Consider the following 22,561-nt stretch of genomic DNA (forward strand, 5'->3'; position numbering starts at 1 on the left):
TGCGTTGAGGGGCCGCGCCGTCTGGTGAACGGCCGGGCGTCTGTGCATTGTACGGCGCTCGATTGTCCGATGGGCGGACGGCGAAGGCAAGCGCCCGGGCGGCGACAATGTGCGCCCGTGGTTGCTATGATCGGGCTGTTCGCGGGCCCGCCAGCTGACCGAGACAGATCCCATGACCTTTGCCCACACCGTAGCCTCGCGGCGGCATCTCTTTGCCGATCTCAAGACCCTGCTGGCCAAGGCCAGCCCGGCGCGCTCGGGCGACTACCTGGCCGGGCTGGCGGCTGCCAGCGAGGAGGAGCGCATGGCCGCGCGCATGGCGCTGGCCGAGGTGCCGCTGGCGCACTTCCTGGCCGAGGCGCTGGTGCCCTACGAGGACGACGAGGTCACGCGCCTGATCATCGACCACCATGACAACCACGCCTTTCGCGAGCTCGCGTCCTTCACCGTAGGCGACTTGCGCAACTGGCTGCTGCTGCACGAGACCGACGCCGCGACGCTGGCGCGCGTGGCGCCGGGCATCACGCCGGAGATGGCGGCAGCGGTGAGCAAGCTGATGCGCAACCAGGACCTGATCGCGGTGGCGCGCAAGTGCCGCGTCGTCACGCGCTTTCGCAACACCATCGGCCTGCCCGGCCGGCTCTCGGTACGGCTGCAACCCAACCATCCCACCGACGATGCCCGCGGCATTGCCGCCTCGATGATCGATGGCCTGCTCTACGGCTGCGGCGATGCCACCATCGGCATCAATCCCGCCACCGACAACCTCGGCGCCATCGTCACGCTGCTGCGGCTGGTCGACGACCTGCGCTGCCGCTTCGATGTGCCCACCCAGTCCTGCGTGCTGACCCACGTCACCAACACGCTGCGCGCCATCGAGCAGGGCGCGCCGGTGGACCTGGTGTTCCAGTCGGTGGCCGGCAGCGAGCGCGCCAACGCCGGCTTTGGCATCAGCCTGGCGCTGCTGCGCGAGGCGCATGACGCCGCGCAAGGCCTGGCGCGCGGCACGGTGGGCAACAACGTGATGTATTTCGAGACCGGGCAGGGCAGCGCGCTGTCAGCCAACGCGCACCACGGCGTGGACCAGCAGACCATGGAGGCGCGCGCCTATGCGGTGGCGCGCGCGTTCTCGCCGCTGCTGGTCAATACCGTGGTGGGCTTTATCGGCCCCGAGTACCTGTACGATGGCAAGCAGATCATCCGCGCCGGGCTGGAGGATCATTTCTGCGGCAAGCTGCTCGGCGTGCCGATGGGCTGCGATGTCTGCTACACCAACCACGCCGAGGCCGACCAGGACGACATGGACACGTTGCTGACGCTGTTCGGCGTGGCCGGCATCAACTTCATCATGGGTGTGCCCGGCGCCGACGACATCATGCTGAACTACCAGAGCACCTCGTTCCACGACGCGCTCTACCTGCGCGACACGCTCGGCCTGCGCCCCGCGCCCGAGTTCGAGGCCTGGCTGCAGCGCATGGGCATCCTGGGCGCAGATGGCCGGCTGCTGGAGCTGGCTGAGCGCCAGCCGCTGCTGCAACTCGCGCACGGCCTGTAACGCGTCATGGCCAGCCAACGTTTTCCCGCACGCACGAGGCCCGCGTCATGAGCCAGAAACTGATCCACGACAACCCCTGGCAGCGCCTGCGGCAGTTCACCGTGGCACGGATTGCACTGGGCCGCTGCGGCAACAGCCAGACGACGGAAACCGTGCTCGCGTTCGGCCTGGCGCATGCGCAGGCGCGCGACGCGGTGCATGCGCCGCTGGCGCGCGCCGCCATTGAGCTGGCATTGCGCAATGCCGGCTTCGACACCGTGGCTGCGCACAGCGCCGCACCGGATCGGCAGCACTACCTGCGCCGCCCGGACCTTGGCCGCCAGCTCGACGACGCCAGCCGCGCGCTGCTGGCGCATGCGTGCCCTGCCGAGCCGCCCGACGTGGTCTTCGTGATGGCCGACGGCCTGTCCGCGCAGGCGGCGCAGCGCCACGGCGTGCCATTGCTGCTGGCCGTGCGCGAGCGCCTGCCGGGCTGGCGCATCGGCCCCGTGGTGGTGGCCGAGCAAGCCCGCGTGGCGCTTGGTGACGAAGCCGCGCAGCTTCTCGGCGCGCGCCAGGTGGTGATGCTGATCGGCGAGCGCCCCGGGCTGAGCTCGCCCGACAGCCTCGGCGTCTACCTGACGCACGACCCGCGCCCGGGCCGCACCGACGCCGAGCGCAACTGCATCTCCAACGTGCGCCCCGAAGGGCTGCCCTATGCGCAGGCCGCGGCCAAGCTGGCCTTCCTGCTGCGCGGGGCGCTGGCGCTCGGGCACAGCGGGGTGGATTTGAAGGATGATAGCGAGCATGGGGTGTTGCCGGAGCCATCGGCGCAGCAAGGACCGTTGGGGAACTGACCGGCCATCGCGGATGGCTTACTCGTTTAAGCCGCTTGATGACATCCGCCCGCCTTTCAGGCGAGTCACCTTGCCGACAAAGCCGGATCTGCGCTGCCGTGCTCCCCTCTCCCGCGTGCGGGAGAGGGGTTGGGGGAGAGGGCGGGTGCTCGTTACGCCTGCGTGCAGGACAACCCCAAACACCACGGGCTTCGCTTGAAGTGGCTCCTAGCTAAGCCACCCCTCTCCCCGGCCCTCTCCCCCTGAGGGGAGAGGGAGAGACAGCCGTCGTCATGGCGCGCGGCTCTGGCCTGTTCGGCGGCTTCGCCTTGTGCATCAGGTTTGTCAGCAGTCTGGCTCGCCTTCAGGCGCTTTTTTTGCCGCGCTCACGCAAGATCAAACACCCGCCCCGGGCTCAGGATGTTGTGCGGATCCAGCGCGCGCTTGAGCAGCCGCATCAGCGCCAGCTCCTCCGGTGTGCGGGAGCAGTGCAGGTAGGGCTTCTTGTGAAAGCCGATGCCGTGCTCGGCGGAGACGCTGCCCTTGAATTCCCGCACCACGCCGTACATCACGTCGGAGATCTCATGCTCGGGGAAGTCGTGGTCGGTGGCGCCGGGCAGGTAGACGCTGACATGCAGGTTGCTGTCGCCCACGTGGCCGAAATTGACCGGCTCGGCATGCGGCCACACCGCCAGGAGGCGCTCGCGCAGCGTTTCGGCGAATTCGCCGATGCGGCCGATCGGCAGGCTGACGTCATAGGCCGCATTGGGCGACCACATCACCGGGAATTCCGCCACCGCATCGCGCAGTTGCCAGAAGCTCTGCGCTTCCTTGTGGCTGGATGCGATCGCCGCATCCTGGATCAGGCCGGTTTCCATCGCGGATTCCAGCATGCCTTCGAAGACCGGCGCGTCCTGCGCGGCGTCGTTGCCCTGCAGGTCGAGCAGCACGTAGAAAGGATGGCCGGCGGGCAGCGGCGCGCGCACGCCGGGCACGCGCGTGGTCACCAGCCCGTAGAAATCCGCCCACATGACTTCGAAGGCTGACAGCCGCCCCGAGAGCTTGCGCTGCGCATGGCGCAGCAGGCGCACCACGTCATCGTAGGTTTCGAGCGCGCACAGCGCTGTTTGCGTGGCGCAGGGCAGCGGCGCCAGCCGCAGCACGGCGCGGGTGATCACGCCCAGGGTGCCTTCGCTGCCGATAAAAAGCTGGCGCACGTCATAGCCGGCATTGTTCTTCTGCATCTTGTTGAGCGACGACACCACCGTGCCATCGGCCAGCACCGCTTCCAGCCCCAGCACCTGGTCGCGCATCATGCCGTAGCGGATCACGCGGTTGCCGCCCGCGTTGGTGGCGATATTGCCGCCGATCTGGCAGCTGCCGCGCGCGCCCAGGTCCACCGCCAGCAGCCAGCCGGCCGCACGCGCGGCTTCCTGCGCCGCCTGCAGCGTGGTGCCGGCCATCACGGTCATGGTGCCGGCCTGCGCGTCGATCTCTTCCACGCCGCGCATGCGCTCCAGCGAAAGCACCAGCTCGCCGCCTTCGGGCGTGGCGGCGCCGGCCAGGCCGGTCAGCCCGCCTTGCGGCACCACGGGCTGGCGCAGCCGGTGGCATAGCGCCAGCACGGCGGCCACTTCTTCCGTATTGCGCGGGCGCACCACCGCCAGCGGCGGCACCGCGCCGAGCGGTGCATACCAGTCCTTGCGAAAGCGGGTTTCGATGGCGTCGCCGGTTTGCAGCCCGGGCGCGTCCAGCAGCGTGGCGAGTTCCCTGAGCAGGGCGGAGGACGGGGCGGGTTGGGGAGCGGGGCTTGCCATGTGCGGTGTGTGTGAAGGAGAAGGGTGCTAATGCTATGGGAGGATGGGCACAGCGTTAAGGGCCAATCGGGCCGGTGACGATGGCACCATCACCGCAATGGGGCTCAGCCCGCCAAGAACGCCGAGATCGCCTGGGCCAGGAAGGCGCGATCGGCCGCGATGTTGTGCGGGTTCCCGGCTCGGTGCCCGTAGTCCGAGGGAATTGGCCGCAGCGTGGCAGTGCGGGCTGCGGTGAGCTTGCCGATTTCCGCGGCGTTGTCCTGGGCCTGGAAGTAAGCATCGGTCTGGCCGGGCATCAGCAGCACGTGCGCCCGGATCGCCGCCAGCGCGCGGTCCAGGTCGCTGCCGAAGGCATCGCAGCGGCTGATATCGCCGTTTTGCCACGTCCACAGTTGCGCCAGCAGGTCGTTGGCGTCACGGCGCGAGAAATTGACGTCCCAGGTCTTCGCCAGGAAATCCTCCAGCGAGGCAAAGCCCGATTGGCGCCACAGCTCGTCGCGGTAGAACGCATGCGACAGCGCCCAGCCGGCGTACACGCGGCCCATGGCGCGGTACCCCGCGCGCGGCGCCTCGGTGAAGCGGCCGTCCTTGAATGCCGGATCGGCAGTGAGCGCGGCCCTGACACCTTCGAGGAAGACCTGGTTGAACGGCGAGCATCGCGCGCTGCCGCAGACCACGGCAATCCGCTCGACCATGTCCGCATGGCAGGCGCCCCAGTGATAGGCCTGCATGCCGCCCATCGACCAGCCGTACACCAGGGCGATCTTCTCGATGCCGAACACTTCCTGCAGCAGCCTGCGCTGCACCGCCACGGCGTCGTGGTAGGTCACGCAGGGGTAGGCGCCCGGCGCGAACCGTGCCGCGGCATTCGACGGCGACGCCGACAGGCCGTTGCCGAACAGGTTGGGGATGATGACGAAGTAGCGTTCCGGGTCCAGCACGCCGCCCGGTGCGACCAGCCATTCGGTGTCGTAGTGCTGCGCGCTGAACGAGGTCGGGTAGACGATCACGTTGTCCTTGCGGGCGTTGAGCGTGCCGAAGGTCTTGTAGGCCAGCTCCATGCCGGGGAAGGCCTGGCCGGATTGCAGCGTCACGGTGCCTGCATCGAACAGCGCGTAGTCTTTGTCGACGGTCATGTCAGCAGCTCCAGGTAGGGATGGCGGCTATTGTGCCCGCACTCGCATCAACGCACTCAAGCACCGCTCCAGGCCTCCCGGTTGATCCCCGCTACCGGCGCTCGGCGTGGCGCCTGCGTGCGCGCCAGATGCTCCAGCGCGGGTTCGATCACCTCCGCCAGCTTGTGGAAGGCCGGCGCGATCTCGTCGTCCGGCACGCAGGCATAGCCCAGCAGCAAGCCCTGGTTGGTCGCCCGCGCGGGGTCCGCGAAATAGCGCGACAGCGGCCGCGTCGACAAGCCCTGGGTACGCGCCGCCATGCTGATGCCGAGGTCGTCGGCGCCCGGCGGCAGGTGGATCACCATGTGCAGCCCGGCTTCATGCGTGGAGGTGGGCCAGTCCGCGCCCAGGCGCGTTGCGATGGCCTCGCGCAGCAGCCCCTGGCGTTGCGCGTAGCGCTGGCGCATGCGGCGGATATGCGTGGCGTAATGCCCCTCCTCGATAAAGTCGGCCAGCACCGCCTGCTGCACCAGCTGCCCCTCGCGGAACAGCTCCGACAGCCCGGTTGCGAAGTGCGGCGCCAGCGGCTTGGGCAGCACCATGAAGCCCATGCGCAGGCCGGGGAACAGCGTCTTGGAAAACGTGCCCATGTAGATCACGCGGTCATGCTCATCCAGCCCCTGCAGCGAGGCAAGCGGGCGCCCCTCGAAGCGGAATTCGCTGTCGTAGTCGTCCTCCACGATCCACGCGCCGCGCTGGCGCGCATATTCCAGCAGCATGCGCCGGCGCGACAAGCTCATCACCATGCCCAGCGGATATTGGTGTGACGGTGTGGCAAAGATAAAACGCGGCGGGTTCTGCAGCGTGGCCGCATCCGGGGCAAGGCCTTCGCTGTCCACCGGCACGGGGATGGTCTCGATGCCGGCGCTGTTGAGCAGGCTGCGCGTGCCCCAGTAGCCGGGGTCCTCCATCCAGGCCTTGTCGCCGACATCGCCCAGCAGCCGCGCGATGAGGTCGATGGCCTGGTGGATGCCGGTGGTCAGGATGATCTGCTCAGGCTCGCAACGCACCGAGCGCACCAGCCGCAGGTGCTCGGCCAGCACGCGACGCAGCGGCAGGTAGCCACCGTTGTGCGCATACGTCAGAAGCTCGGGCTTGGGGGCGCGCCAATGCTTGTTGAGCAAGCGCGCCCAGACCGCGTGTGGAAACAGCGAAACGTCGGGTACGCCCGAGACGAACGCACCCCATTGGCGATCCGACGCACCAGAATGCGACACCAGATGCTGCCCGCGCCGCGAGAGCGCGAAGCGGTTTGGATTTTGCTGCGCCGCGAGCACTGGCATGGTGCCACTTTGCGCCCTAACGTTGTGCAATGCACTGTGGTCGGGAAAACTCTGCGACACGAAGGTGCCACTTCCGCTGGCTGCGGTGACATAGCCTTCTGCCAGCAACTGCTCAAATGCATAAAGCACGGTATTGCGGGAAACCCCTATCTCCTTCGCAAGCAGGCGCGACGCAGGCAGCTTGCTACCCGCAACCAAAGACCCAGCAAGGATTTCCTGCCGAATGATCTCGTAGAGCTGGCGGTTCATATGCGCGCCGTTTTTGTCCGCCGCACCATCTGCGGGCCGCTCCAGACGCTGCAGCAGCAGCTCCGACAAAATCGTCTCTTTCAAAGTGGCCCCGCGTGAAAAGAAAAATATGGATCTATGTATGGTACCAATGATCGGCTAAGTTTCGACACATCTTGTTTCGATCGTCGTTTTTTTCAACGACGCTTTGCCGCTCAGGCCGATTCGATCCTCTCCGGGCACGTTCCAAGCGCGCGCACCGGACAGCCAGTGGAGCCACTTATGCAACGTCCCACCGCTATGCCTGCCATGCCCTCTACGTCCTCTACGTCCTCTACGTCCTCTACGCCCTCTACGCCCTCTACGCCCGCCATCCCCGCCACCCCCGCGCTTTCCACCGATGCCATCGCCGCCGCCGTGCGCGCGCTCGAGCCTTACATGGTGCGCACGTTGTCGGAATTCGTGGCGGCACCCAGCCCCTCCGGGCAGGAACAGCCGGCCGTGGCGTTCATGGAGGGCGCGCTGCGCGAGCTGGGCCTGGAGCCGGAGCGCATCTACCTGCGCAGCGAGACGCTGAAGGACCTGCCGCTGTTCTCGCCGCCATGCTGTCCGGACGGCGGACGCTACAACCTGCTGGCCACGCATCGCCCGGCGACGAAGGGCGGCCGCTCCGTGCTGTTCAACGGCCACCTGGACGTGGTGCCAACCGGCCCGGAGTCGATGTGGCGCCAGTCGCCGTATGCGCCGTTTGTCGAGGACGGCTGGCTGTTCGGCCGCGGTGCGGGCGACATGAAGGCCGGCATCATCTGCACGCTCGCCGCCTATAAGGCGCTGAAAGATCTCGGCGTGCAGCCCGCCGGCGCGGTCGGCTTCAACGCCGTGCTCGAAGAAGAGAACACCGGCAACGGCGCGCTGGCTACCGTGGCCGCGCTCGCCAGCGCGGTGGGCGCCGGCAAGCTGGCCTCGTTCGACACCGTCGTGATTCCCGAGCCGTTGGGCGAGAGCCTGATGAGCGCGCAGATGGGCGTGTTCTGGATGTTCGTCGAACTCACCGGCCGCCCGGCGCATGCCGCCTACATGACCACCGGCGTGAACCCGGTGGAGGCCGGCATCGAGGTGATGGCCGACCTGCGCAAGCTCGAGGCCGAATGGAACCTGCCGCAGAACCGCCCCGCCGTGTACCGCGACCACGCGCACCCGATCAACTTCAATCTCGGCCAGATCCAGGGCGGCGAATGGAACTCGTCGGTGCCCTGCACCTGCACGCTCGGCATTCGCATCGGCTTCTACCCGACCATGAGCGTGACCGATGCCAAGGCGCGCGTCGAAGCCTGTGTGCGCGGCACGCTGGAGCGCCTGGCCAGCAACCTCACGCTCGATATCCGCTACGAAGGCTTCCACGCCCCGGGCTGCGAGTTCGATCTCGATGTGCCCAGCATGCAGGCGCTTGGCGAAGCCCACCGCAAGGTCAATGGCGAAGAGGTGCGGCGCGAAGCCACCACCGCCACCACCGACGCGCGGCATTTCCGCCTGATGCTGGAAACGCCGGTGACCTGCTACGGCCCGCAGGCCCGCAATATCCACGGCATCGACGAATCGGTTTCCATCCAGAGCATGGTGCGCGTTGCCACCACGCTCGCGCAGTTCATGCACGACTGGTGCGGCGTAGAGCCGGTCAGCGCTTGAAGTCCACGCAGCAACGCGTCTTCGCGTATCCGCAGATCACGATCACCACCACAGGAAACTGACCGATGAAACACCTCACCCAACACCTGAAAAAGAGCTTTGGTAAAAGCCTGGTGTCGATGGCGCTGGCAACCGCCGGCCTGGCCCTGGCACCGGCACTGTTGCCCGCGGGCAGCGCGGTAGCGCAGACCGTTGGCGGCACCTTGTCCGGCATCGTGCAACCCGAGCCGCCGATCCTCGTCAGCGCGATGAACTCGCAGGCGCCCACGCAGTATGTCGCCGGCAAGATCTACCAGGGCCTGCTCACGTACGGCCCGGACCTCAAGCCGCGCCCGGAGCTGGCCAAGTCGTGGAAGGTGTCGCCCGATGGCCTGACCTACACGTTCGAGCTGCAAAGTGGCGTGAAGTGGCATGACGGAAAGCCCTTCACTTCCGCCGACGTGGTGTTCTCGATCGACAAGATGCTGCGCGAAGTGCACGTCCGTACGCGCGCCGTGCTGAACAAGTACATGGAATCGATCCGCGCCGTGAGCGACAGCACGGTCGAGATCAAGCTCAAGGAAGCGTTCCCGCCGTTTATCTCGATGTTCGAGACCGGCACCATGCCGATGATGCCCAAGCACATCTACGACGGCACGGACTACCGCAACAACCCGGCCAACCAGAAGCCTGTCGGCACCGGCCCCTTCATGTTCAAGGAATGGAAGAAGGGCGCCTATATCAAGCTGGCCAAGAACCCCAACTACTGGAAGAAGGGCAAGCCCTACCTGGATGAACTGGTGTTCTACGTGATCCCGGACTCGGCCTCGCGCGCGGTGGCTTTCGAGAAGGGCGACGTGCAGGTGCTGCGCGGCGGCGACGTGGACAACGTGGATGTGAAGCGCCTGCGCGCGCTGCCCAATGTGGAATACACCACCAAGGGCTGGGAGCTGTTCTCGCCGATGTCGAACCTGTTGATGAACATGCGCAAGCCGCCGTTCAACAACGTCAAGGTACGCGAGGCGGTGATGCACGCGCTCAATCGCAAGATGATCGTGGACAACATCTTCTTCGGCATGGGCAAGCCGGCGGTCAGCCCGTTCGCCTCCGCCACGCTGTTCTTCGACAAGAGCACGCCGGTCTACGACTTCAACCTGAAAAAGGCGCGCGAGCTGATCAAGGAATCCGGCGTCAACGTGGGCCAATACCCGGTCAAGATCCTGTCGTCATCCTATGGCGCCAACTGGGACCGGCTTGACGAGTACATGAAGCAGATGCTGGAACAGCTTGGCTTCAAGGTCAGCATCGAGTCCGCCGATGCCGGCACGTGGTCCGCCCGCGTCAGCAACTGGGACTTCGACCTGACCGCCACCTACACCTACCAGTACGGCGACCCGGCGCTGGGCGTGGAGCGGCTCTACGTGACCAAGAACATCGTCAAGGGCACGCCGTTCGCCAACGTGCAGGGCTACAGCAATCCGCAGGCCGATGAACTCTGGGCCAAGGCCAGCGTCACCATGGACCCGGCCGAGCGTCAGAAGCTCTACAGCCAGGTGCAGAAGATCCTGATGACGGAAGTGGCCGCGGGCAACCTGTTCGAGCTGGAGTTCCCCACGCTTTACCGCAAGAACGTGAAGAACCTCGTGACCACCGCCATCGGCCTGAACGAGTCGTTCGACAACGTTTCCATCGAGAAGAACTGAGTACGCCAGAGTACGCCAGAGTGCCTCTACCCAGGTAACAAGTCGCCAGTCAGTTCACGCGCCGGGCCATCCGCCCGGCGCGTGCGTGGAGCATGCCGTGAATTTCCTCTCTTTCCTGCTATCCCGACTGTGGAAGGCCCTCGTGGTCGTCCTCGGCGTGGTCATCATCAATTTCTTCCTGATCCGCATGGCGCCCGGCGACCCCGCCACCGTGCTGGCGGGTGAGGCCGGCGCGGGCGATGCCGCCTTCGTTGGCCAGTTGCGTCAGCAGTTCGGGCTGGACCAGCCGGTGCTCACGCAGCTTGGCATCTACCTCAAGGGCGTGGCCAAGCTCGATCTTGGCTACTCGTATCGCAATCACCTGCCGGTGCTCGACCTGATCCTGGACCGGCTGCCCGCCACCATCGTGCTGATGAGCGGTGCCTTTGTCTTTTCCCTCGTGCTTGGCGTGTTTCTCGGCGTGATCTCGGCGCGCACGCGCTATGAGAACAAGCGGCGCTGGATCGACAGCGCGGTGATGTCCGCGGCGCTGCTGTTGTACGCCACGCCGCTGTTCTGGCTCTCGCTGATGGCCATCATCCTGTTCTCTGTGGTGCTGGGCTGGCTGCCGGCGTTTGGCATGGAAACCATCGGCGCAGGCTATACCGGCCTGGCGCGCATCCAGGATGTGGCGCTGCACATGATCTTGCCCACCATCTCGCTCGGCTGCTTCTTCATGGCGGTGTACGTGCGCCTGACCCGCGCCTCGATGCTGGAAGTGATGGGCATGGACTTCGTCAAGACCGCGCGCGCCAAGGGCGTGCCCGCGGGCCGCGTGATCCGCGTGCACGTGCTGCGCAACGCGCTGCTGCCGGTCATTACCTTTGCCGGCATCCAGCTCGGCCAGATGGCAGGCGGCGCGGTGCTGACCGAAACCGTGTTCTCCTGGCCGGGCATTGGCCGGCTGATGTTCGATGCCCTGCTGCAACGCGACTACCAGTTGCTGCTCGGCATCTTCTTTGTCACCTCGGCGCTGGTTGTGTTCTTCAACCTCGCGACCGATATCGTCTACCGCTTCATCGACCCCCGCATCTCGGTGGGCGGCAAGGGAGCCACGGCATGAAAGCCTTCGCACAACGTTATTGCCGCAACTACGGCGCCGTGATCGGCCTGGTCGTGCTGCTGCTGGTGGTTGCCGTGGCGCTGCTGGCGCCGGTGCTGTACGAGGAGTCGCCCTGGCTGATGGTGGGCGATCCGCTGGTGCGTCCGTTTGCCGACGCGGCGTTTCCCTTTGGCACCGACATGCTCGGGCGCGACATCACCGCTGGCATGCTGTACGGCGCGCGCGTCTCGCTGCTGGTGGGCGTGATCTCCACCGGCGTGGCGCTGGTGTTCGGCATCCTGATCGGGTCGGTGGCCGGCTACTGCGGCGGACGCATCGACGACGCGCTGATGCGCTTTACCGAGTTCTTCCAGACCATCCCGCAGCTGGCGATGGCGGTGGTGATCGTGGCGATCTTCAATCCCACCATCTACTCCATCGTGGCCGCCATCTCGGTGGTGTCCTGGCCGCCGGTGGCGCGCCTGGTGCGCGGCGAGTTCCTCACGCTCAAGCAGCGCGAGTTCGTGCAGGCCGCTGTGGTGATCGGGCAGAAGCCGCTGCGCATCATCCTCACGCAGATCCTGCCCAACGCCATGTCGCCCATCATCGTGTCGGCCTCGTTCATGGTGGCCACGGCAATCCTGACGGAATCCGCGTTGTCCTTCCTGGGCCTGGGCGACCGCAACATGATGAGCTGGGGCTTCATGATCGGCGCGGCCCGCACCATGATCCGCGAAGCCTGGTGGATGAGCGTGTGGCCCGGCGTGGCGATCCTGCTGACGGTGCTGTCCATCAATCTGATCGGCGAAGGCCTGAACGACGCCATGAACCCGCAACTGCGCCGCCGTGGCGAGTAACGACAAGGAAGACGCCACCATGCAAGCACAAGACAAGCTACCGCTGCTATCCGTGCGCGACCTCACCATCGCGCTGCCCACGGGCGGTGACCGTGCGCACGCGGTGAAGGATGTCAGCTACGACCTGCACGCCGGCGAGATTCTCTGCATCGTCGGAGAATCCGGCTCGGGCAAGTCGATGAGCGCCAACGCCATCATGGGCCTGCTGCCGCCGTACCTGAAGCCGCAGGGCGGTCAGATCCTGTTCCAGGGCAAGGACTTGCTCACGCAGGATGAGCAGACCTTGCTGTCCATGCGCGGCAAGGCCATGGCCATGGTGTTCCAGGAGCCGCTGTCGGCGCTTAACCCCGTGATGACGGTGGGCGACCAGATTGCCGAGGTCATGCGCGTGCACGACGCCTACCCCGGCGAGGCGCGGACAAAGCGCGTGCTGGACCTGCTGGAGTTCGTCGGCTTGCCCGATCCGGCCACGCTGATCCACAGCTATCCGTTCCGCCTGTCCGGCGGGCAGCGCCAGCGCGTGGTGATCGCCATGGCGCTCGCGCTGGAGCCGGCGCTGCTGATCGCCGACGAGCCGACCACTGCCCTGGACGTGACCACGCAGGCCCAGATCCTGGCGCTGATCAAGCGCATCCAGGCGGACAAAGGCATGGGCGTGATGTTCGTCACGCACGATTTTGGCGTGGTGGCGGAAATCGCCGACCGCGTCGCGGTGATGGAGAAAGGCGTGCTGGTGGAGGTAGGCCCGGTGCAGCAGGTGCTCAACCATCCGCAGCATCCCTATACGCGGCGGCTGATCGGCGCCGTGCCGCACGGGCGCGCCAAGGCGCGCGACCAGCAGGCGGCCGAGACCGTGCTGGAGGTGCGCGACCTGCGCAAGACGTATTCCTCCGGCGGTGGCCTGTTCAGCAAGAAGCGCGTGGTCAACGCCGTGGACGGCGTGAGCTTCAGCGTGCGGCGCGGGCAGACGCTCGGCATCGTTGGCGAATCCGGCTCGGGCAAGTCCACCATCGGCAAATGCCTGCTCAAGCTGACCGACATCGATGGCGGCGAGCTGCTGTTCGACGGGCAGGACATCGCCCGGCTGACGGAGCGCCAGTTCCGCCCGCTGCGCAGCGATGTGCAGATGATCTTCCAGGATCCGTTCGCCTCGCTCAACCCGCGCCATACGGTGGGCCGCATCATCACCGATGGGCCTGTCGCCAATGGCGTGCCGCTGGCGCAGGCCCAGGCGCGCGCGCGCGAGCTGCTGCAGCTGGTGGGCCTGGAGCCTTCCGCGTTCGACCGCTATCCCAACCAGTTCTCCGGCGGGCAGCGCCAGCGCATTGGCATTGCGCGCGCGCTGGCGCTGGATCCCAAGTTGCTGGTGGCCGATGAATCCGTCTCCGCGCTGGATGTCTCGGTGCAGGCGCAGGTATTGCAACTGCTGGGCGACCTGCAGAAGCGGCTGAACATCGGCCTGATCTTTATCACCCACGACCTGCGCGTGGCCGCCCAGATCTGCCACCACGTGATCGTGATGCACAAGGGCCGCGTGGTGGAGTCCGGCCCGCCAGACCAGATCTTCGACGCGCCGCAGCATGCCTACACGCAGCGGCTGATTGCCGCGATTCCGGGCAAGGAGTGGGACCCGGCCCTGATCCGCGCCGCGGCCTGATCCCACTGATCCCGACAGTACAACCCCGACAGCACAACCGATATCAAAGATGGAGCAACAGATGAAGAATGCCGAACTGGTTCGCCGCAAGGATGCCGCCACGCCCCGTGGCGTTGGCGTGATGTGCAACTTCTACGCCGAGCGTGCCGAGAATTCGGAGATCTGGGATGTGGAAGGCAAGCGCTATATCGACTTCGCCGCCGGCATCGCCGTGCTCAACACCGGCCACCGCCACCCGCGGCTGGTCGAAGCCATACAACGCCAGCTTGAGCGCTTCACGCACACCGCCTACCAGATCGTGCCGTACGCCAGCTATATCGAGCTGGCCGAGCGGATCAACCAGCGCGCGCCAGGCCGCAGCGCCAAGAAGACGGCGTTCTTCACCACCGGCGCCGAGGCGGTGGAGAACGCCATCAAGATCGCCCGCGCCGCGACCGGCCGCCCGGGCGTGATCGCCTTCTCCGGCGGCTTCCACGGCCGCACCATGATGGGCATGGCGCTGACCGGCAAGGTGGTGCCGTACAAGGTGGGCTTTGGCCCGTTCCCCGGCGAGGTCTTCCACGCGCCGTACCCGTGCGCGCTGCATGGCGTGTCGGTGGAGGACTCGCTCAAGGCAATGGAGCACCTGTTCAAGGCCGATGTGGATCCCAAGCGCGTGGCCGCCATCATCTTCGAGCCGGTGCAGGGCGAGGGTGGCTTCAACGTGGCGCCGCCGGCCTTCGTCAAGGCGCTGCGCGCGATCTGCGACGAGCACGGCATCCTGCTGGTCGCCGATGAAGTGCAGACCGGCTTCGGCCGTACCGGCAAGCTCTTCGCCATGGAGCACTACGACGTGGCGCCGGACCTCACCACCATGGCCAAGAGCCTGGCCGGCGGCATGCCGCTGTCGGCGGTGTGTGGCCGCGCGGAGGTGATGGACGCCCCCGCGCCCGGCGGCCTGGGCGGCACCTATGCCGGCAATCCGCTGGCCGTGGCCTCGGCGCTGGCGGTGCTGGACGTGCTGGAAGGCGAGCAGTTGATCCCGCGTGGCGCGGCACTCGGCCAGCGCCTGGTAGAGCGGCTGGAAACGCTCAAAGCGCGCGTGCCGCAGATTGCCGAGATCCGTGGCCTGGGCGCGATGGTGGCGGTGGAATTCCGCCGCGCCGACGGCGCGCCGGATGCGGAGTTCACGCGCGAGGTGCAGAACCGCGCGCTGGAGCAAGGCCTGCTGCTGCTGTCCTGCGGCGTGTACGGCAACGTGATCCGCTTCCTGTTCCCGCTGACGATTTCCGACGCGGTGATGGACGAAGGGCTGGATATCCTGGCCGACGTGCTCACGCGCTGAAACGAAGCCATCCACGAAGCGATCCACGAAGCCATTCACGAACAGACAGAGAGAACCAGAACGATCATGCAACTCAAAGACCCCACCCTGCTGCGCTCGCAAGCCTTTATCGGCGGCCAGTGGCAGAACGCCGACAGCGGCGCCACCTTCCCCGTGACCAACCCCGCCGACGGTTCGCTGATCGGTACCGTGCCGCTGATGGGCGCGGCGGAAACCACCCGCGCCATCGAGGCGGCCCGCGTGGCGCAGGCCGCGTGGCGCCGCAAGACGGCCCGCGAGCGTGCCCAGGTGCTGCGCGCCTGGTACGACCTGATGCTGGCCAATGCCGACGACCTCGCCGTGCTGATGACTACCGAGCAAGGCAAGCCGCTGGCCGAGGCGCGCGGAGAAGCCGTCTACGCCGCCTCTTTCCTGGAGTGGTTCGCCGAGGAAGCCAAGCGCGTCCACGGCGACGTGCTGGCCACGCCCGCGTCCGACAAGCGCCTGCTGGTGGTCAAGGAACCGGTTGGCGTGTGCGCGGCCATCACGCCGTGGAACTTCCCGCTGGCCATGATCACCCGCAAGGCCGGCCCGGCGCTGGCGGCGGGTTGCGCCATGGTGCTCAAGCCGGCGGAAGACACACCGCTGTCGGCACTTGCGCTGGCGCTGCTGGCCGAACGCGCGGGCCTGCCCGCCGGCCTGCTGAGCGTGGTGACGGGCGACGCCACCAGCTCGATCGAGATCGGCGGCGAGCTGACCGGCAGCCCGGTGGTGCGCAAGCTCAGCTTTACCGGCTCCACGGAAGTCGGCCGCATCCTGATGCGCCAGTCGGCGCCCACCATCAAGAAGCTGTCGCTGGAACTCGGCGGCAACGCACCCTTCATCGTGTTCGACGATGCGGACCTGGACGCCGCCGTGGAAGGCGCCATGGCGTCCAAGTACCGCAACGCCGGCCAGACCTGCGTCTGCGCCAACCGCCTCTACGTGCATGACAAGGTGTACGACGCCTTTGCCGAAAAGCTGGTCGCCGCGGTGAGCAAGCTCAAGGTCGGCCACGGCCTGGAGCCTGGCGTACTGCAAGGCCCGCTGATCAATGAAGACGCGGTCGCCAAGGTGGAGCAGCACATTGCCGATGCATTGGGAAAAGGCGCGCGCGTGCTCACGGGCGGCAAGCGCCACAGCCTGGGCGGCACGTTCTTCGAGCCCACCGTGCTGGCCGGCGTCACGCCGGACATGGTGGTGGCGAAGCAGGAAACCTTCGGACCGCTCGCGCCGCTGTTCCGCTTCACCAGCGACGAGGAAGTGGTCAACATGGCCAACGATACCGAGTTCGGCCTGGCCTCGTACTTCTTCAGCCGGGACATCGGCCGCATCTGGCGCGTGGCCGAGGCGCTGGAGTACGGCATGGTGGGCATCAACACCGGCCTGATCTCCAACGAGGTGGCGCCTTTCGGTGGCGTCAAGCAATCCGGCCTGGGCCGCGAAGGCTCCTCGTACGGCATCGAGGAATACCTGGAGGTCAAGTACCTCTGCATGGGCGGCGTGGACCGCTAAGCCCTCGGCACAACGCAACGCGTCATCAGGAGAAACCACCATGAGCAGACCCCAGGCCGTACCCACCGTGCAGGTGGACAATGATCGCGTGGTCGTTACCGAGTGGCGCTTTGCGCCGGGCGCGCAGACCGGGCATCACCGCCACGGCTACGACTACGTGGTGGTGCCGATGACCACCGGCGCGCTGCGGCTGGAGACGCCGGACGGCGAAGTCGTCAGCCAGCTCGTGGCGGGCCACGCCTACTACCGTGGCGCGGGCGTCGAACACAACGTGATCAACGCGCACGAAGGCGAATGCGTGTTCGTGGAAATCGAGATCAAGCCAGTTGCGCCGCCTCCCGCAGCCGGGAAACCGTGAGTCTCACCCAAAAAAACAATCATGCGCGCCTTCTTCTCGGATGACCAACTGCTGCACCAGCCCCGCCAGTTCATGCGTGCGGGCCGCCTGTGCGAACCCACCGACGTGCCCGCCCGGGCCCATGCGTTGCAACGCGCGCTGGCCGGGCGCGGCATCACGCTGGCTGAGCCGGCCGACTTTGGCCGCGCGCCGCTGGAGGCCGTGCACAGCCCGGCGTATCTCGATTTTCTTGGCTATGCGTACGAGCGCTGGATGGCGCTGGCGCGGCCCGGGTTCGAGCCGGGCATCGAAGTGCTGCCCAATCTTTCGCCCTACTACAACGGGCGCGTGGACCAGCCGCGCCGCGTGCCGTGCCCGACGGATTCCATCATTGCCCAGGCCGGCTATTACCTCGGCGACCTGAGCGCGCCGCTCGGGCCGCAGAGCTGGCGCTCCATCCTGCGCTCCGCGCACAGCGCCGTGGCCGCCGCCGAGTACGTGTGCGAGCAGCAGGACCGGCAAGGCATCGCCTACTCGCTGTCGCGCCCGTCCGGCCACCATGCGCACAGCGACCGCGCGGTGGGCTTTTGCTACGTCAACAACTCAGCCATCGCCGCCGAGACCTTGCTCAAGCGCTTCGACAAGGTGGCGGTGCTCGACGTGGACGCGCACCACGGCGATGGCACGCAGCAGATCTTCTACCAGCGCTCCGACGTGATGACGATCTCCCTGCACGCCGATCCGAGCGCGTACTACCCCTTCTATACCGGCTACGCCAATGAGCGCGGCTACGGCGCGGGCTACGGCTACAACCTGAACTTCCCGCTGCCGCACGGCACCGAGGACGCCGGCTTTCTCGGCGCGCTCGACAACGCGCTCGATGCCCTGCGTGACTACCGTCCGCAGGCACTGGTGCTGGCACTGGGCTTCGACACCTACATCCACGATCCCATCAGCGTGCTGCGCGTGGGGCTGGATGCCTATCGCGGCATCGGCGAGCGCATCAATGCGCTGGGCGTGCCCACGGTGGTGGTGCAGGAAGGCGGCTACGAGGTCGAGGCGATCGGTCCGGCGCTCGATTCCTTTTTGTCGGGCCTCGTACCCGCCATGGCCTGAGCCACGTGCCACAACGCTTGCGCTACCCGATTCCGCTTGTACAAGGAGAGCCGACATGACGACATTGAAGATCGATGGCGACCGCCTGTGGCAGTCGCTGATGGCATTGGCGCGCATTGGCGCCACGCCGCGCGGCGGCAACGCGCGCCTGGCGCTCACCGCGCTTGACGGCCAGGGGCGCGACCTGGTCACGGGCTGGATGCGCGATGCCGGCCTTGCCGTCACGGTTGACAAGGTCGGCAATATCTTCGGCCGCCGTGCCGGGCGCAACGACAGCCTGCCGCCCGTGATGACCGGCAGCCATATCGATACGCAGCCCACGGGCGGCAAGTTCGACGGCTGCTTTGGTGTGCTGGCCGGGCTGGAGGTCATGCGTACCCTGAATGAGCAGGGCGTGCAGACCGAGGCGCCGCTGGAACTGGCAATCTGGACCAACGAGGAAGGCACGCGCTTCGTGCCGGTGATGATGGGCTCGGGCGTGTTTGCCGGCATCTTCCCGTTGCAGACCGCGCTGGATGCGACAGACAACGACGGCAAGCGCGTGGCCGATGAACTGCGTGCCATCGGCTACGCCGGCAGCGCCGAAGTTGGCGGGCGCGAGATCGGCGCGTATTTCGAGGCGCATATCGAGCAGGGCCCGGTGCTGGAAGACGCCGACAACGTGATCGGCGTGGTGACCGGCTCGCTAGGCCTGCGCTGGTACGACGTGACCGTGACCGGCATGGAGGCCCACGCCGGCCCCACGCCGATGCCGCTGCGCCGGGATGCGCTGTATGGCGCGTCATTCATCCTGCAGGAGGTGGTGCGCATCGCGCACGATTTCGCGCCGCACGGGCGCGGCACGGTGGGCGTGCTCGATGTCCATCCGGCCTCGCGCAATGTGATTCCCGGCACGGTGAAGTTCACGGTGGACCTGCGCCACCAGGACGCTGGCAAGCTGGCCGAGATGGATGCCCGCCTGCGCGCGGCCTGCGACGCGCTCGCGCAAGGCAAGACCACGGGCAACCCGCTCGGCGTGCAGATCGATGACGTGCAGTATTTCCCCCCCACGCCGTTCGCGCCGGAACTGGTGGGCCACGTGCGCCAGCAGGCGCAGGCGCTGGGCTACACGCACCAGGACATCGTCACCGGCGCTGGACATGACGCGGTGTACATCGCCACGGTGGCCCCCACCGCCATGATCTTTGTCCCTTGCAAGGACGGCATCAGCCATAACGAAGTGGAAGACGCCAAGCCCGAGCACCTGGAAGCCGGCGCCAATGTGCTGCTGGGCGCGATGGTGGCGCAGGCTGGTGGCGTGAGTGCCTGATCCGCGCCGTTCCCGGAGCCGTCACGGATCGGTCCAGACCAGTGCGCCGCACAGGCAGGATGCACCGCGGCGCGACGCCCCGCTGACCATCGCGGTGCGCTAGCCAACCCAATACCACGGTAACGGCGGGGGCGGCCCCGCCGCGTCCGCGCGCACCGGCTTTCCGGCCCGGACCGGATGGCACAGCACTTGCAATTCAAGCGCATCGCCCGTCGCTGCCACCACGACGGTTCACGTCTTCACTTCCGCAAAGCAAGGAATCCCATGTCCATCCGTTTGCTCCAACACCGCACCGGCGCCATCGCGCTGGCGGCCATGCTGGCCACCGGCCTGGTTGCCGCTTCCCCTGCATCAGCGCAAGCCACGCACGACTGGCCCACCCAACCCGTGCGCATCGTCGTGCCGTTCCAGGCAGGCTCCGCTACCGATCTCATCACGCGCCAGCTCGGCATCGGCCTGGGCCGCGAGTACGGCCAGACCTTCGTCGTGGAAAACCGGCCAGGCGCCGCGGCCATGATCGGCAGCGAGGCAGCCGCGCGCGCGCCTGGAGACGGCTACACCTTGCTGATGTCGGGTCCCGCCTCCATGGTGACCAACCGCTTCCTCTACAAGAAGCTCAGCTACGATCCAGACGCCTTCGAGAAGGTCGCGGTGGTGGCCATCACGCCGAACATCCTGCTGGCCAGCCCTGGCCTGCCCTTCAAGACGCTGCCGGAAATGATCGCTTACGCCAAGGCCAATCCGGGCAAACTGACCTATGCGTCGTTTGGCGCGGGCACCACGTCGCATATGGCAGGCGAGATGCTCAAGGCGCTGGCCGGCATCGATATCGTCCACGTGCCGTACAAAGGCGCGGGCGAAGCGATTCCCGCTTTGCTTTCCGGGCAGGTGTCGATGTACTTCGACACCATCATGACGGGGTTGCCGTATGTGAAGGCGGGCAAGCTGCGCGCGCTGGGTGTTTCCAATGCCAGGCGCTCGCCGATGGCGCCGGATATTCCCACGATTGCCGAGCAGGGCTATCCGGGCTTCGATATCGCGCCCTGGTATGGGATTGTCGCGCCGAAAGGCACGCCCGCCGAGGTGGTTGCCAAGTTGAATGTCTCGATCAACAAGCTGCTCAAGGACCAGGGTTTTCGCGAGAGGCTCGCCGCTACCGGCGCGGAGCCGCGCGGCGGTTCGGTGGCTGATTTCAACGCCATGGTCGGCGCGGAAATCCCGCGCACGGAGAAGCTGGTCAAGCAGTCGGGGATCAGCCTGCAGTAAGGCCTCTGGCGCGAGGCAAAAAGACACCTGGAGAAGCCGGATCTGCGTTGTCGCGTTTCCCTTTCCCGCGTAGCGCCTGCGTGCTGGACAACCCCACGGGCTTCGCTTTGCGTGGCTCCTAGCTAAGCCACCCCTCTCCCCGGCCCTCTCCCCCTGAGGGGAGAGGGAGAGACAGCCGTCGTCATGGCGCGCGGCTTTGGCCCGTTTGGCAGCTTTGGCCCGCTACATCATGTGGCGTGAGAAGCGCCCGTGCTCGGCACCGACCATCAGGTCGGCGAACTGTTCGCTGCTCATGTGCACGAGTTGCTGGTGATCGCCGGCTTCGAAGAACACTTCGGGCTGGGACAGCAGGGCCTCGTCGAGGTAGGTATGCATGCCGTAAGCCATGGCTACCGGCGGGATGGCGCCCAGGTCGCAATCCTTGAAGACTTCGCGGATCTCCTCTTCGTGGGCCAGTACCAGCGTGCGCCCGGATTGCGCGCAGATGGCTGCCAGGTTCAGGTGATGGCTGGACGGGATCACCGCGGCTACGTAGCCGATGTCATCCTCCAGCAACAGGGTCTTGGCCAGGCGATCTCCGGGAACGTGCGCTGCCTCCGCAGTGGCCATGCTGCTGAGGGTGTAGGGATGGCGGATGGTGTCGAAACGGCTGTTCCTGCTGTTGAGGCAATTTGCCAGGGTGGTAGCCAAGGCCATGATGCGTCTCCTTCGCTGTACGTTGCGCTCAGGGCCGCGACGGACCCTAGCGCTTCCTACTATAGACGGTGCCTTTGGCGCCGGGGTGCCACGCGCAGCGCGTCATGCCTCGTCGTGCGCATCCATGGCCGGCAAGCGGCGCGGTTGTGGCCACAGGGCCTGCAGTTCGGTCTTGAGGAAGTTCAGCAGGTAGCGCGTGGCCATGGTCTGGTAGCGGTTGGGCATGGTCAGCATGTAGAGGCGGCTGCCGAACACGCTGATGTGGTAATCCGCCAGCACGGGCAGCAGGGTGCCCGCGTCGAGTTCCGCGCCGATGGCGTAGATCGGGAAGATGCCCAGGCCCAGGTCGCCCAGCACGCCGTCCTTCAGGAAGGCGAAATTCTCCGAGCTCAGCGTGGGTTCCAGCGCCACTTGCTCGCGCACGGCGTCGCTGCCGGTGCCGCGCGTGCCGAAGGCCTTGAGCTTCTGGCCGATGGGCGAGGCGCAGACGATGGCGTGGTCCTTGAGATCGGCCAGGTCGCGCAGGGGCGGCTGCGTGGCCAGGTAGCCGGGAGACCCGCACACCACCCACTCCACCACGCCGATCTCGGTCGCCACCACCGAGTCCGGCGGCGTGGAGATGATGCGCAGCGCCACCTCCACGTCTTCGGAGACCAGGTTGTGGATGCGGTTGTCGAACACCACATCGAGGGTGATGTCGGGGTAACGGTGCTTGAACTTCACCAGCAGCGGCGAGAGCATCGAGTGCCCCAGCCCGGTAGGCACCGACAAGCGCACATGGCCATGCAGGCTCTTGCCCATGCTGTTGATCAGCGCGTTGGCCGCCGCCACTTCACCGAGGATGTTGCGCCCGTGCTCGTACAGGCCGGCGCCCACGGGCGTGGGCTCGACGTGCCGGGTGGTCCGGCGCAGCAGCTGCACGCCCAGCGCTTCCTCCAGCGCCTTGAGGTGGTAGCTCACGTTGGCGCGGGTCATCTTGAGCTTGCGCGCGGCAGCCGAGAGGTTGCCGGCGTCGACGATGTCCACGAAAAGGCGTAAGGCGTTCAGGTCCATTTGGTGGCTTGCTCTTGTTCGGGTGAAAGCGTGCTGGCGTTGACGGGCATGGCAAACAGTTTATCAAGCCGCCGCGTGCCCAATGCGTGAA

18 protein-coding genes are annotated in these 22,561 nt (G+C 66.7%); 13 read left to right on the top strand and 5 right to left on the bottom strand.

The genetic code is table 11. The features are described from left to right. The first annotated feature begins 172 nt into the window (after positions 1–172). Both A9975_RS22820 and eutC read left to right on the top strand, forming a co-directional pair. Positions 173–1,555 (top strand): ethanolamine ammonia-lyase subunit EutB, encoded by a 1,383-nt coding sequence (locus tag A9975_RS22820; RefSeq protein ID WP_183034787.1) that lies wholly within the window; start codon positions 173–175, stop codon positions 1,553–1,555. Positions 1,556–1,602: 47 nt separating this feature from the next. Further along, a complete protein-coding gene (eutC, locus tag A9975_RS22825) occupies positions 1,603–2,391 on the top strand; it encodes an ethanolamine ammonia-lyase subunit EutC (RefSeq protein WP_183034788.1) in 789 nt (262 codons plus the stop codon). Between the two features lie 365 nt (positions 2,392–2,756). Here the strand turns inward: eutC and A9975_RS22830 are convergent, their stop codons facing one another. From A9975_RS22830 to A9975_RS22840, 3 genes are all read right to left on the bottom strand, one after another. Then, positions 2,757–4,187: an FAD-binding oxidoreductase gene (locus A9975_RS22830; RefSeq protein ID WP_183034789.1), complete on the bottom strand. Its 1,431-nt coding sequence runs from the start codon at positions 4,185–4,187 to the stop codon at positions 2,757–2,759. A gap of 104 nt (positions 4,188–4,291) precedes the next feature. Beyond that, on the bottom strand, positions 4,292–5,323 hold the full coding sequence (locus tag A9975_RS22835) for an alpha/beta fold hydrolase (protein ID WP_183034790.1): 1,032 nt from the start codon (positions 5,321–5,323) through the stop codon (positions 4,292–4,294). Between the two features lie 56 nt (positions 5,324–5,379). Continuing rightward, entirely contained in the window at positions 5,380–6,978 is a 1,599-nt protein-coding gene (locus tag A9975_RS22840; RefSeq protein WP_183034791.1) for a PLP-dependent aminotransferase family protein, read from the bottom strand. Positions 6,979–7,245: 267 nt separating this feature from the next. Here A9975_RS22840 and A9975_RS22845 point away from each other — a divergent pair, with 267 nt between their 5' ends. The 11 genes from A9975_RS22845 (at position 7,246) to A9975_RS22895 (ending at position 20,721) form a co-directional block, all read left to right on the top strand. Beyond that, positions 7,246–8,559 carry an ArgE/DapE family deacylase gene (locus tag A9975_RS22845; protein WP_370565304.1) on the top strand — a complete coding sequence of 438 codons (1,314 nt, stop codon included), beginning with the start codon at positions 7,246–7,248 and terminating at the stop codon, positions 8,557–8,559. A 65-nt stretch (positions 8,560–8,624) separates the two neighbouring features. Then, positions 8,625–10,241, top strand: a complete 1,617-nt coding sequence (locus tag A9975_RS22850; RefSeq protein ID WP_370565275.1) for an ABC transporter substrate-binding protein — start codon at positions 8,625–8,627, stop codon at positions 10,239–10,241. 97 nt (positions 10,242–10,338) lie between these two features. After that, entirely contained in the window at positions 10,339–11,343 is a 1,005-nt protein-coding gene (locus tag A9975_RS22855) for an ABC transporter permease (protein WP_150986490.1), read from the top strand. After that, positions 11,340–12,179 (top strand): ABC transporter permease, encoded by an 840-nt coding sequence (locus A9975_RS22860; protein ID WP_150986491.1) that lies wholly within the window; start codon positions 11,340–11,342, stop codon positions 12,177–12,179. Before A9975_RS22855 ends, A9975_RS22860 begins: the two co-directional genes overlap by 4 nt. A 19-nt stretch (positions 12,180–12,198) precedes the next feature. Further along, positions 12,199–13,836: an ABC transporter ATP-binding protein gene (locus A9975_RS22865; RefSeq protein WP_183034792.1), complete on the top strand. Its 1,638-nt coding sequence runs from the start codon at positions 12,199–12,201 to the stop codon at positions 13,834–13,836. A 61-nt stretch (positions 13,837–13,897) separates the two neighbouring features. Next, positions 13,898–15,160 (top strand): 4-aminobutyrate--2-oxoglutarate transaminase, encoded by a 1,263-nt coding sequence (locus tag A9975_RS22870; protein WP_183034793.1) that lies wholly within the window; start codon positions 13,898–13,900, stop codon positions 15,158–15,160. 66 nt (positions 15,161–15,226) lie between these two features. Then, positions 15,227–16,693: an NAD-dependent succinate-semialdehyde dehydrogenase gene (locus A9975_RS22875; RefSeq protein ID WP_183034794.1), complete on the top strand. Its 1,467-nt coding sequence runs from the start codon at positions 15,227–15,229 to the stop codon at positions 16,691–16,693. Positions 16,694–16,733: 40 nt separating this feature from the next. After that, positions 16,734–17,051, top strand: coding sequence for a cupin domain-containing protein (locus A9975_RS22880; protein ID WP_150986495.1), 318 nt, complete (start codon positions 16,734–16,736; stop codon positions 17,049–17,051). Positions 17,052–17,072: 21 nt separating this feature from the next. After that, positions 17,073–18,146: a histone deacetylase family protein gene (locus tag A9975_RS22885; RefSeq protein WP_183034795.1), complete on the top strand. Its 1,074-nt coding sequence runs from the start codon at positions 17,073–17,075 to the stop codon at positions 18,144–18,146. Positions 18,147–18,201: 55 nt separating this feature from the next. Further along, entirely contained in the window at positions 18,202–19,455 is a 1,254-nt protein-coding gene (locus tag A9975_RS22890) for a Zn-dependent hydrolase (RefSeq protein ID WP_183034796.1), read from the top strand. Between the two features lie 264 nt (positions 19,456–19,719). Next, positions 19,720–20,721, top strand: a complete 1,002-nt coding sequence (locus tag A9975_RS22895) for a tripartite tricarboxylate transporter substrate binding protein (protein ID WP_183034797.1) — start codon at positions 19,720–19,722, stop codon at positions 20,719–20,721. A gap of 222 nt (positions 20,722–20,943) precedes the next feature. Here the strand turns inward: A9975_RS22895 and A9975_RS22900 are convergent, their stop codons facing one another. Both A9975_RS22900 and A9975_RS22905 read right to left on the bottom strand, forming a co-directional pair. Further along, positions 20,944–21,417: an aminoacyl-tRNA deacylase gene (locus A9975_RS22900; protein WP_183034798.1), complete on the bottom strand. Its 474-nt coding sequence runs from the start codon at positions 21,415–21,417 to the stop codon at positions 20,944–20,946. Positions 21,418–21,519: 102 nt separating this feature from the next. Next, a complete protein-coding gene (locus A9975_RS22905) occupies positions 21,520–22,470 on the bottom strand; it encodes a LysR family transcriptional regulator (RefSeq protein ID WP_150986500.1) in 951 nt (316 codons plus the stop codon). Positions 22,471–22,561 lie beyond the last annotated feature (91 nt).

Origin of the sequence: Cupriavidus sp. UME77 (assembly GCF_014170355.1) — a bacterium.
Taxonomy (GTDB): Bacteria; Pseudomonadota; Gammaproteobacteria; order Burkholderiales; family Burkholderiaceae; genus Cupriavidus; species Cupriavidus basilensis.

Excerpts from the sequence above, each read along its gene's own strand:
- A9975_RS22820 (WP_183034787.1), top strand. The coding sequence starts at position 173 with ATGACCTTTGCCCACACCGTAGCCTCGCGGCGGCATCTCTTTGCCGAT.
- eutC (WP_183034788.1), top strand. The coding sequence starts at position 1,603 with ATGAGCCAGAAACTGATCCACGACAACCCCTGGCAGCGCCTGCGGCAG.
- A9975_RS22830 (WP_183034789.1), bottom strand. The coding sequence starts at position 4,187 with ATGGCAAGCCCCGCTCCCCAACCCGCCCCGTCCTCCGCCCTGCTCAGG.
- A9975_RS22835 (WP_183034790.1), bottom strand. The coding sequence starts at position 5,323 with ATGACCGTCGACAAAGACTACGCGCTGTTCGATGCAGGCACCGTGACG.
- A9975_RS22850 (WP_370565275.1), top strand. The coding sequence starts at position 8,625 with ATGAAACACCTCACCCAACACCTGAAAAAGAGCTTTGGTAAAAGCCTG.
- A9975_RS22860 (WP_150986491.1), top strand. The coding sequence starts at position 11,340 with ATGAAAGCCTTCGCACAACGTTATTGCCGCAACTACGGCGCCGTGATC.
- A9975_RS22865 (WP_183034792.1), top strand. The coding sequence starts at position 12,199 with ATGCAAGCACAAGACAAGCTACCGCTGCTATCCGTGCGCGACCTCACC.
- A9975_RS22870 (WP_183034793.1), top strand. The coding sequence starts at position 13,898 with ATGAAGAATGCCGAACTGGTTCGCCGCAAGGATGCCGCCACGCCCCGT.
- A9975_RS22875 (WP_183034794.1), top strand. The coding sequence starts at position 15,227 with ATGCAACTCAAAGACCCCACCCTGCTGCGCTCGCAAGCCTTTATCGGC.
- A9975_RS22880 (WP_150986495.1), top strand. The coding sequence starts at position 16,734 with ATGAGCAGACCCCAGGCCGTACCCACCGTGCAGGTGGACAATGATCGC.
- A9975_RS22885 (WP_183034795.1), top strand. The coding sequence starts at position 17,073 with ATGCGCGCCTTCTTCTCGGATGACCAACTGCTGCACCAGCCCCGCCAG.
- A9975_RS22890 (WP_183034796.1), top strand. The coding sequence starts at position 18,202 with ATGACGACATTGAAGATCGATGGCGACCGCCTGTGGCAGTCGCTGATG.
- A9975_RS22895 (WP_183034797.1), top strand. The coding sequence starts at position 19,720 with ATGTCCATCCGTTTGCTCCAACACCGCACCGGCGCCATCGCGCTGGCG.
- A9975_RS22900 (WP_183034798.1), bottom strand. The coding sequence starts at position 21,417 with ATGGCCTTGGCTACCACCCTGGCAAATTGCCTCAACAGCAGGAACAGC.
- A9975_RS22905 (WP_150986500.1), bottom strand. The coding sequence starts at position 22,470 with ATGGACCTGAACGCCTTACGCCTTTTCGTGGACATCGTCGACGCCGGC.